A 10,828-nucleotide genomic window follows, 5' to 3' on the forward strand; every position below is an offset into this window, starting at 1 on the left:
AAACGGACAATCCAACAACGCCGCTTGCAACATCAAAAACAAGCCGCATAATCAATCACACAAACGAACCAGAGCCTCCAAAGCTCAAACCGCTATATTATCCCATTTTATATGACGACGGACACGATGTTTAAACATCCAGATCGTAATGACCCGAACTCCATGCGGCAAGAAAATTAGGGTTGCCACGAGCAGCGGGGAGACAAGCTGAATCTGTAGTGGGCGCATCCAGAACTGCATGGCTAGAAAACAAATAGCGAAAGCTGTGAAGACGACTGCATCAGGTGCAATGAACTTTAAGACACTACGGAAGTTGTACATGTCTCTCCTCCCTTCAAGTGCGATAAACTGTTAGATCATCAAGTTCAGAAAGTCATTTGAGGGTTTCCTCATTATTTGAAGACATCGGCGACCGGATGGACCATTGAGGTTCTTTGGCCGGCCTTTCGATTTTGGGTAGTAGGGTGGGATGTCCGCTTGTGTTTTGAGCCCACGGTCGTGATCAGTGGTCAAGTTCTCGCAATCTGCGGGCTGGTCAGGGTCTGACATCGAGGATCCATGTGTCATGCATCGTCAATACACTGATTTGCAGGCGGCGAGCTTTCTTAACGCTATCCACCGTTTTTTGGGTGCTGAACGGAGACTTGTTTGCGTGTGCGACGAGGAGTGTTTTCAGGGCTTTCTCGGTGCAAGTCTCCGCTATTTAAAATCATAACGATTCTAATTTTTTTTTAAGTATATGATTTTATTTAAATTTATGGATTTGCATAAGAATTTAAAGATCAATATGATTGTTAAGCCAGGGATATGGCAGGTGAGATCACCACTACAATCAAATAGGGATTCCAACATGGAAATGAAATCAAAACTCTTAACAGCCACTGCCTTGATCGCTCTTGCGGCAACGTCCGCAAGTGCGAACACGATCTATTTTAATCAAGAAGATCAAACCGGTGGTACAACCGTAGGTATCGGTGCGATGACCATCACTCAAGACAACACCGGCAACTCGGTAGGTACTTCTACCACTGACTCTTCAGTAGTTGGTGCTCTCGCTACACTGACCATCAAGCAGCTCGGTGCTACGGCTACGGGAAACACGGCTGACTTTGCTGTTCACGGTAGCGATTCCTCGACAACTGGTACCCTCATTGGCTCCTTCACCGGCTCCTCGAACAACTGGGATCTTGTTATTGGTGCGAGCACTGATACTACCCGCTACGTGAACCCAGACTACTCTCTCACCGTTGCTGGCTCCACGAACACCATCAATGACAATATGGCAAATGGTGCTGCTTCTACCGATGCATTCGACTACACTGGTACGATCACGGGTGATGGCAACACTGTTCGCTCTAGCTCTTCTAGCGGTGTTGGTGCTGTGAATATCGCCTATGCTGTCACTGGCGATAGCAACACTGTTACGACCGCACTGTCTTCAGCATCGGGCGCACGCGATATTGATCTGTCTCTTACTGGCGATAGCAATACATTGAACTTGAACGCTCAGTCTGCAACGTCATCGGCAATTGATTTGACCCTCGCTGGTAATGCTGTCGCGGCTACAATTGGCCAGACAGGAACGTCTTCGTCGATGCTGGCGAATGTTTCTCATAGCGGGACATCGGCCTTCACCCTTACAACTTCGGCTACCGGTAGCGGTCAATCCGCAGACATCACTTTGGTGGCTGCAAACGGTGGCTCGTTTACCCTCAACCAGGACGCAGACAATGCTGTCTACAATGCTGCCCACAATATCGCTGCGGGTGGTTCGGTAACTGTAAACCAATAATCACTGCCGCGGGGCAGGGATCCTGCCCCGCACCAATTTTCATTAAGGTGTACCTCATGCGCAATACTGGCATTTCCATTCTCCTTCTTGCCCTGCCCGCATTAGCGAATGCGAATTCTGTCAGTATTGCGCAGCCAACTGGCTCTATACAGTCACTGAATATCAGGCAGGCGTCTTCGGGGGGGCATAAGATTTATGGCCTCGATATTCTTGGCGCGCCAAGTGAGGCGAACCCGCTCAAGCTGAGCGGAACATTCGGGTCAGTCAACGTCGAGCAGGGTGGGAGCGGAGCTTCTACTTTTGCGGCCGGTGTTACGGTAACCGGTCTCGGAGACATTGATACTCAGTTGAGTGGGGCTGGCGATCATATGGTAACTCTAAACGCTGTTTCTGCTTCGTTGGTCTCCAAGATCGATGTAGATACCAGCACTGCTTCAAATATTGATGTGGTCGTTGATGCTGCAGGTGAAAACGTAAGCCATGATATTTTTATTGCTGGTTACGGCGTTGATTTCAGTCTTTCTCAGTCTGATGCAAGTAGTGTGATTGGCACGGTGACCGCGGTTGGTTCGGGATCATCGGTCGATATATCGCAGTCCGGAGCGGGAAGCTCACTGTCATATGACTTAAGGATGAATGCTAATTCATCGGCTGTATTGAACCAGACTGGGTCAGGCAGTGTGTATAACATCAATGCTGAGCTCGGAAATGGTGCGACTTTGAACGTCAATCAGCTGTCGAACCTCTATTCGGGATCGGATCTCGGCGTAGTGGTGCCTGACGGCCTAACCGTTACGATCACGCGTTAAAACAGGGAAATCAGTCCTGTTTTATCAAAGCACCCGTTGCAATCAAAGCGAGAGTAACCTTGCAGACTAAGAGAGTCGCTAAAAGGCCGAGAAAATCACTTATAATCAATTGGCTCACCTCGACGAGCCACAAAACTGAATTTTGTTGTTTAAAGATAACGTTGGGGTCGGCCAACTGGGTAACGATTTTTGATCCGAAGGACGCGGTCAACGCGGCCAACAGGAAGGTGAGTCCGGAATGATGCTTGGGTAAAGGCTGATCGAACCTTGTAGGCGTCATATTTACGGCAAGAAAAACTGCACCCAGAACAACTGTGTCTAAGGTCGTCATGATCAGAATGTGAAGGCCGATGTTTTGTACATCAAAATAGCTAGAGAATATCATGATATTTAGGAGCCCTGTCGGAAGCAGGTAGGCAATTCCTTTCCAGCGGTACAGCCACACCACCACAATTTTTACCCCAAATGGTAGCCAGATGGTGAGGTGTACAATGTGGGCGAGATCCTCGCTCATGTCGGCCGGTAGGGCGCCTTTGATCCATCTAAAAACGATAAAACTAAGTAACGCTGACCCAGAAGTGAGGGCGGGTATGGCTATGTACTTGAGCAAATTTATTCTCGTTTTGATATTTTTATACTACGACTCCCTATACACATAAAAATCATAAAGATTAATATATAATCGCAGAATGATCGTCGGTATACAGCCATGGCCTTTCGTATATTTCCCTGGAAAATAACGGGGATTTGTTGGATTTTACTGAATTAAACCGTTTTAAATCAGATATTTGAGTTGTTATACCTTTGAGCGAGCGTTTTCGAAAAATAGATGTGGATCAGTGGTCTTTCTGCGTGATATCTAGGATCAAAATGATTTTTGTGAGGGTCAAAATGAAGTCTAATTTTGGTATTATTGCGTTGGTTTTGTCGGTGTCGGGAGCGCCGGGGTGGGCTGAACTATCGTACACCCCTGTTTTGCCGCAATTTGGCGGAACAAATGGTCAGGCACTCACCTATCTCCAGTTCGAAAAGCAAATGCAGGACGCGGAGTTGGCACGTATTGCTGCTGAGGAAGCCGCCATTCAGCGCGAGCTCGACGCTATAGAAAACCAAGTTACTGCCGCAGATCGGTTAGTTACCTCGATTACCAACGTTCTGAACGTACGTCTCTCCCAGATCGCCGTTGATAGTATTCTCGAGCGCGAGAGTGGCGATATCCCATTAAGCGCAGATCTTTCGCTTCAATGGGTGCGAGTAGATGGAAACTTGCAGCTTACGATCGCAGAAATTGGGTCCGACCCTGTCGTAATTACACTTCCTGTTTTTTGAGGGCGTTATGAAAAATATCTTCCTGTTACCCCTGCTTTTTGTAGCTTTATCGGCGTGTGCAACTGTTGAGGGGCTGCAAGAACCGCCGACTACTGACCAGCAATCACTCGCAGATCTTATTCAAGATCTCGGTGAGCCGACGAGCGCTCCGCTTATCGTGGCGGTCCCAGCTTTTATGGACCAAACTGGTCAGCGCGCCATGACAGATAGAAATGTGGCGGAGCTTTCTACGGCGATCCCACAAGGGCTTTCTACGATCTTGGTGCAGGAACTCATGAGGGCTGGGCAGGGCGAATTTTACCGCGTTGTAGAGCGTGAATATGTAGGCAGTCTGCTTGATGAACGACGCATCGCCACCGCGACGCTTGCCGAAACTGGGACTGATGCTGTGAGGCCTCTTCTGCTTCCTGGCATTTTACTTGTCGGTGGGGCTGTCTCCTATGATCGAAAAGTTGGACAATCTCTCGCGGGGCTCGGATATGACAGCATCAACTTACGCCATGACATCGTCGCGGATGAGGTCGGCGTAATCCTACGGGCTGTATCTGTGCAGACTGGCGAAATCCTTCATACAGTTCATGCTAGTAAAACGGTGCTTAGTCAGCGGGACTCGATCAATGGCTTGCGTATCCTAAACAACAATGTCGCAGCGATAGAGTTTGGCCAGGTGGTTAATGAACCTGTTTCGCTTGCGGTGCGATTGGCGATCGCGTCAGCCGTCGTTGAGATGACCAAGTTTGGTATCGAAAATCAGTGGTGGAGCATGTGATGCAGGTGCATGAAGTAACCCCAAGGGAAACAATCTCAGTTCAATGTGGTAAATGGAAAGATATGGATAGGCCTGTGCTTGATTTCGCTCGCATGACGCTTCGCGATTTCATCCTTTGCCTTCCAAAGTACCCCCTTTACCGTATGGATGTTCTTCAGGACCCGCTCTTTGATCTTACTGTCGAAGAGATCCAGATGCGCGGACTTAAGGAAATTGAAAAGGATGCAAAATTTATCCCTGGGCTTGGCGTCAAGGGGCAGGAAAAGTTGATGAACATTGTGTGTGTGATTGGCGCTAACTGATCTTAGATAATTTCAGTTTTATTGAGCAGGGAGGACGACATTCCCTGCTCTTTTTTTATATATTGCTATTTGTTGGGGGCTGGTGGTTAAGCGAAGGTTGAGATGACCGGGTGACAGTCCTGCGTTTGCCGCGTTGGGTAGGGGCGACTTTACTTGCCGGTAAGAGAATAGAGACCGCGTTGCCTGCCTTCATGCAGGGCAATCTTTTCTTTCTCGATCAGTTTCTTGATCGCTCTTGTTAGTGTTGCAGGTGGTACCTTTTTGAGTGCGGGCATCTCCCGTACGGCGGTGATGTCAATTGGTTTATCTGGGTTTTTTGCTGCTAATTCATGGAAATATAGCAAGATGTCTTTTTCAACTTCAGAAGCATCAGCGATACCGACGGCCTCCTCAAATTCAAAAAGCAGAGAGCGCAGTTTAATAGCGGCTTCCCAGTCAATCATCTTGATACATCTCCACTGCTTAACCGAAGCGTTCAGTCGTTCATGAATAACTTTTATTTAAGATGTGTCAATATTCTAATTGCTATGTGTGATCATAGTGATCTTGGGAAGTATAGAGGCAGTAGTCAACGTTCTGGCCCACGTGGGACATAGAGCCCATAGAAATTGACCACCGCCTCTTTCCGGCTGTTCCTCCCGGCTGCCGGAAAGTGGTTCGCTCCTTGGGGGCGTGCCGAACCACTTTTTTGATCATATTGATTTTTAATTTAGCGTCAATACCTATTCTTAAACTTTGAAGGCGTAGTACCGATTCTTCCTTCAAGAAGTGATAATATTTGCATGTATATGCGTGTTTGAGCGGGGTCTGTGCACTCTGATATCAAGTCTTCGATGTAAGAAGATGTAAAATCATTTCGAAATTTGAGAGCTTCCTTTTCCGCGAGCAGGATGCTTGATGTGTGCGTCGAAGTTGGGGAAATGTTCATGAATGCTATCAGTCTGTGAGATAAAGGCTTGTTTATTATAGTTACTCTGGGAATAGTAATCAATAAGATTTTTGTTTTCGTGCTTTCGAAAGGCGTGACATCTCGTGAGTTAGGCTCAAATGCTCTGAAGCTACGTTCGTGAGGGGGGGGGATGTAAAGAAATTTTGGAGCGGTAGAGGGCACGACCTATAGGTAGTTCCCTTCATGAATGTTCTGGTTGTGAAATTTTCCTCTGAAACAGTTCTCGGTAGCAATGTGAATCTGCTTTCTTGTTCGTCGGTTCTGAACTTTGACGCAGGAATGAATGATGATGTTTGCGGACCACTTCGACGCTATCGGCCCAAAGCGGACTCTCATACGTAAGCGGTACGTTGCGTTGCTGCCTTCTTTGTCCAGCCGTTCGCCGTTTCCAAACCTCTGCCCACAGATTTTTGCTACCTGGAGGAATCGGAAGTTGTCCGAAATTCAATCTATGCTTGCATCGGTCACAAGGTTTGCTTCTAGTGCCTATGAGCCACGACGGTTCGAAGAATTCAAAGTACTGGAGAATGGTCATGGCTCAAGGACAAGTAGTTTTTGTATCGCGGAACAGAGGGATGATTGTTGTTCAGCACGATGTCGGCTTTGCAGTTGTGGAACTGCTTGGAAGCGAAGGCGAATTCCAGGTTGGTGACGTGGTAAGGGGCCAGTGGGATGAACTGGGCAGCGAACCAGTCTTCAAGGATGGCGAAGAGCAGGATGCTTACTATCAGGGAAACTGGGGATCTCTTGAGAAAGCCATCACGATTGCTCGCAATACGGGCGGAGGATAACGGCCCAAAGCCGCCGTCCAGCGACGTTGCTGGTTTCTGCAGCCCCAGCCCGCATTGCCGACATTCGCCGCGAGTGCGAAGTTCGAAGGCTGTCGTGTGTCGGCTGGGCCTACTACACTCTCGATAAAAGGCGTGAACATCTACTTGAATTTGATGTCCACGCCAATAACCCGACCTTGGGTGTGTGCGGCATGCTTCAACAAATTCCGCCTCTAGAAGACGTGCAGATCAGCAGACATGCCGCCCTTCCGAAGAAGTAATGTCCCGAAAGACACAACGCCAATCAACCCGCAAACACAGCACTGGTATCGACTGAACGTAGTCAGTACGGCCAAGCGTTCAGCAGCAAATCTCGCGAAATTACTGCAAAGCGATGACGCCGGAAGGCAGAGTCGACCTCGTTATTAGACTAAGCATATGAACGCTTCAATTCTTTCTTCTCAATAAGGCGGAGTAGGTTGACGCTGTCCCACGTGGTGAACCAAGGGTTCTGTTCAAAATTCGTGACTGCAGCAACGATATGTTCATTTGTCGGTATCTGGATCGAACCACCGCCACCTCCCGACTGCTGCTGATTGTAACCCGTCAAAATTCTCCTGACCATTTTTCTTCTATAGTCAGTTCCGATGAACGGGCAGCTCATTAAGTCAAGAAAAAGATGGAGGCGTTCGGAGCAAGTCGCCAAATTAGGCTCTTTCAGGATGAAAGCTTCCGCATCCTTCAGTAGCTCCAATTGTTTCGTTTTGCACTTTGGATCGTCTCCAAGCACAAACAATTTGGCGACAACTTCAAAATAACCTACCTTTGAGGAAGCCCCTTTGAACTCCTCTAGAAGCTCAACGTAATAAGCGCCGCCGAAGTCAAATGGTTTTGTCGCGCAAACTACATTGAGTATCTCGATTGAGGTCGAATACTGCCGTGCGTCCAGATCGGAAAGCGAGCTGCTGCCGACAAGACGCGAAACCCAAAGCTGTACCCGTTCCTTGGTGGCCAAAAATTCTTCCGGGGCATGGTTCTTTAAGAATTCAGCAGTTTGAACAAGGACATATGAGATATCTAAGGAAGTGCTTACACCCGGAGCAAGAGAGAAAAGGTGAAACGCAACCTCAAGATAGAAATCATAAAGATCAGCGGCTTGCGACAGGCATTCCTCTCGGTTTATCACACTCCCATCAAGCAAAGAGATTTCTTCGGGCAAAGCAAGCAACTGTTCATTATCTTTTGTAAGCTGATGAGCCCTCCGCTTTATGGCCGCCAGAATATAAGCGGACACGCCCTCATAGCCCAATTCGGCATCTACACAAATCGCACGCACGCGCTGAACAAGAGCGCGCATTAGCTTTTGCCTTGATCGGATTCGCTTAGCTGTCACTAAGACAGCACTCATTTTTTGTTTACCCGGAACACCTGCAATCTTGTTCGGACGCGTTAGGTTGTCGATAAGATCAGAAACTAGAGTATTGGCCTGCTGTATTGCAGAAGATTTTTTGCTTGCGAAGGGGCGAGACGTGATCTCTGATTTCCCAGAATTTAGATGAAGCTTGTAGTCGTCCAGGCAATCAGAAAGTTCGATGGTAATCTCTTCGCAGTTCTTGCGGCTTCCACAGAAAAAATAGTAATTATCTACATATCGAAAGGCTGAATAGTCTACGCCATTTTCGAGTCCTTTCCTCGCAAGCCGACGCTCGAGCTCAGCATCCACCGCTGACAAAATGGTTTCAGCAAATATCCGGCTGACTTCTGGTCCTACTATAATTCCATTGGTTTCATTCCTATTCATTGACTGCATTAAGCGGTCAAAAGAAGCTCCATACATTTCTGCACTAGTATTACTTTTGGCCTCCTTGAGTGATCTTGTGGCCCAAGAAATCGAATGTGTATAAATGCTGTGGAAGCACTTCGAAATATCTTGTGACGACATAAATTGGAACTTTCGCTCTAACGAATCGAAGAGCCTTGATCCCAAAAAGTTATGAAGTCTCCCGAAACCGGCGTAGGCAAAGAAACTGGCTGGATGCTTTGTAAACTTATCTTTCTCTACGGTTGAAATCGTAGAGAACTTGAGCTCGTTACTCGCTTCCAATGGACCTGCGATGTAGTATTTGCTCGCTGTGCAAACAGGCCTTCGGATAGAGAATGAGCTGGTGTTGCAATAGTAGGTGAGCAGCGCGTCATATCTAGAGTAAAAGTTGCAAACATCGAGTTGAGCTCGAGGATGTGGCAAGCCGAGTTTACGTAAAGAGTCAGCATCTTTCACGATCTTGTAAGAAAGTGGCTCCGTCGCTTGTTTGCCAGTTTTTGGAGGTAGAACAAAGGTTTCAATTATTGTTTTCGAGAAGGTATCAAACTTCTCCCAATCACGGATATTTAGGTAGAAACCATCGTTTCCTATAGGAATAGGTAGCTCGGCTGGAGTTGTATCACTGAGCAATGCCCGGTTGAAGTCGTTTGGATCAAGTAAGATCTTTTGAACATTTTTCCTAGGCATATTGCCAAGCCTTCATCAAATGGATGAGCTTTTGCTCATTGAACCCAACGTACTTCTTCTTTTGAACATGGGTGCATAAGTCAAAGTACTGAATTCTCTTCCGATTCCGTCTTGAGAGCGGTGCAAGCGCAAGTCTTGCAGCCAAATTTGAGGACCGTGACGACAAGACGCCATGATAAAAGGATGAAAGTTCGCGCAATGCTGGTGAAGGATAGTCGATTAATGGATAGCTGTTGCACATCCCGCTTGACAACCATCGCCCGGAGTTTCGGTCGTAAAACCTATAGCCGCTGTTTATTAGCAGAAACCTGTCCAGAAGATCGTCTTGATTCCCATCTCGAAGGTACTGCTTGATGGACAAGATAAACCGTGTCTTACGCTTGTCGATTTTTGACTTGCTTATGTCGATAGTCAGCTTTCGTGCATTTAAAGTCTTGTCATGGTTCGCTTCAGAAAAAATTTGCGAAACGGTGAACTCGTATCCCAAATAATCCAATGTATACGTTTTCGCGCTTCCTTTGTTCTCCTTCTTCGGCAGTAGCTGGAAGTCTTTCTTATTGGGAGATAAATTGAGCATCAAACCTGTCGGAAGACTATTCAAGATCCGCTGGGTCAAGTCGAAATCTGTAATATGTGGGGCGGCGACGATTACAATATCGTCAACATACCTTGCATAGAAGTGAACTCCCTCAGATCGAGAGATTTCCTTGTCCATGTCTAGTAAGAAGACCTCGCTCAAGGTGCCGTTTAAAGCCAAGCCTGCAGGAATTCCAGAAGCACCTGCAGCCTGTAAGTCGGCTAAATATTTATCGAGCATTCTTCTTGTAGTGCCAGAGCTACTTAAGCGCTTGTGGCAAGCTTGGCGTAGCTCATCCCTGTCAATCGAGGCATAAAACTTCTTTATGTCATACTTTGCAACAACATAGGGCAGGCCATTTCCCAAGAGTTGTCTGAGGCGAGATACGACATAGTTCCTGTCTGCCTGCCGAACTCTTACTATGCGCCTAATATTCTCGTTCAAGCGCCTAAGAAGTATGGCGGTTTCAAAGTCACGAGGCACACAGATTTCTCGGCCTTTACGCTTGGTCAATTCTAGCTGAAAGCAGGTGCCATTCCCGTTTGCTCTTTCAAGTGCTCGCTCAATCCGGATGTTTAAATCTCCTGCAGGAAAGGAGAAATCTATCGGGTCATCTTTCTCTCTAACTACTTGCATCAAAGACTTTGAGCGGAAACTGGCGTCTAACAAATCTACGTTCCAATTATCTCTAGAAAAATATCGTCAGCGAGGAGACATCGCCCCATACAACGTCCTGGTTTATCAACCTTAGATCAAGTCATTTTAGGGAACGCAACTACTGGTTGGTCCGACCAAGGTGGGCTCAAGAGTGATTTTAAATTTTGGCCCCAGAAGCGTCAGCTTTAATGATCGAGGCTCAACCTCGCTGCTTGGCAGCAAATGGCCGGAATCCGCCCATGCTGTTGAAAAAGTCTTTGTTGCAGCGCGGCAAGTCCTTTGATTCACTCGAATATGAGGGGATTGGAGGATTTCGTCATGATGGGCACCCAAACGGCACCGGCGCAGCTGTTCTATGACTTCGA

Annotated in this window: 11 protein-coding genes; 7 read left to right on the forward strand and 4 right to left on the reverse strand. The window is 47.3% G+C overall.

Annotated features, from left to right (window positions below; translation table 11 throughout):
- Window positions 1-739: 739 nt before the first annotated feature.
- Window positions 740-1,792: a hypothetical protein gene (locus AC07ED_RS04515; protein WP_158664477.1), complete on the forward strand. Its 1,053-nt coding sequence runs from the start codon at window positions 740-742 to the stop codon at window positions 1,790-1,792.
- A 56-nt stretch (window positions 1,793-1,848) separates the two neighbouring features.
- Window positions 1,849-2,601, forward strand: coding sequence for a hypothetical protein (locus AC07ED_RS04520; protein ID WP_105234380.1), 753 nt, complete (start codon window positions 1,849-1,851; stop codon window positions 2,599-2,601).
- Window positions 2,602-2,611: 10 nt separating this feature from the next.
- Here AC07ED_RS04520 and AC07ED_RS04525 read toward each other — a convergent pair whose 3' ends face one another.
- Window positions 2,612-3,115, reverse strand: a complete 504-nt coding sequence (locus AC07ED_RS04525; protein WP_158664476.1) for a hypothetical protein — start codon at window positions 3,113-3,115, stop codon at window positions 2,612-2,614.
- Window positions 3,116-3,405: 290 nt separating this feature from the next.
- Between AC07ED_RS04525 and AC07ED_RS04530 the strand changes: the two genes are divergently transcribed.
- Genes AC07ED_RS04530 through AC07ED_RS04540 form a run of 3 tightly spaced genes read left to right on the forward strand, consistent with a single transcriptional unit; the run spans window position 3,406 to window position 5,001 of the window.
- Window positions 3,406-3,930 (forward strand): hypothetical protein, encoded by a 525-nt coding sequence (locus tag AC07ED_RS04530; protein WP_211096422.1) that lies wholly within the window; start codon window positions 3,406-3,408, stop codon window positions 3,928-3,930.
- A gap of 7 nt (window positions 3,931-3,937) precedes the next feature.
- Entirely contained in the window at window positions 3,938-4,699 is a 762-nt protein-coding gene (locus AC07ED_RS04535) for a CsgG/HfaB family protein (protein WP_105234377.1), read from the forward strand.
- Window positions 4,699-5,001 carry a hypothetical protein gene (locus tag AC07ED_RS04540; protein ID WP_158664474.1) on the forward strand — a complete coding sequence of 101 codons (303 nt, stop codon included), beginning with the start codon at window positions 4,699-4,701 and terminating at the stop codon, window positions 4,999-5,001. Before AC07ED_RS04535 ends, AC07ED_RS04540 begins: the two co-directional genes overlap by 1 nt.
- 149 nt (window positions 5,002-5,150) lie before the next feature.
- Here the strand turns inward: AC07ED_RS04540 and AC07ED_RS04545 are convergent, their stop codons facing one another.
- Entirely contained in the window at window positions 5,151-5,444 is a 294-nt protein-coding gene (locus AC07ED_RS04545; protein WP_105234375.1) for a hypothetical protein, read from the reverse strand.
- Between the two features lie 1,039 nt (window positions 5,445-6,483).
- Here AC07ED_RS04545 and AC07ED_RS04550 point away from each other — a divergent pair.
- Entirely contained in the window at window positions 6,484-6,741 is a 258-nt protein-coding gene (locus tag AC07ED_RS04550) for a hypothetical protein (protein WP_211096421.1), read from the forward strand.
- A gap of 409 nt (window positions 6,742-7,150) precedes the next feature.
- On the opposite strand, the gene drt3b is transcribed toward AC07ED_RS04550, so the two are convergent.
- Both drt3b and drt3a read right to left on the reverse strand, forming a co-directional pair.
- Window positions 7,151-9,229, reverse strand: a complete 2,079-nt coding sequence (gene drt3b / locus AC07ED_RS04555) for an antiviral reverse transcriptase Drt3b (RefSeq protein WP_105234373.1) — start codon at window positions 9,227-9,229, stop codon at window positions 7,151-7,153.
- Complete coding sequence (gene drt3a / locus AC07ED_RS04560; protein ID WP_478241882.1) at window positions 9,222-10,475, reverse strand: antiviral reverse transcriptase Drt3a; 1,254 nt, start codon at window positions 10,473-10,475, stop codon at window positions 9,222-9,224. The genes drt3b and drt3a overlap by 8 nt, the downstream gene beginning before the upstream one ends.
- Before the next feature lie 176 nt (window positions 10,476-10,651).
- Here drt3a and AC07ED_RS04565 point away from each other — a divergent pair, with 176 nt between their 5' ends.
- Entirely contained in the window at window positions 10,652-10,822 is a 171-nt protein-coding gene (locus tag AC07ED_RS04565; protein ID WP_478241884.1) for a hypothetical protein, read from the forward strand.
- The last annotated feature ends 6 nt before the right edge of the window (window positions 10,823-10,828 follow it).

This window comes from Aestuarium zhoushanense (genome assembly GCF_056431045.1).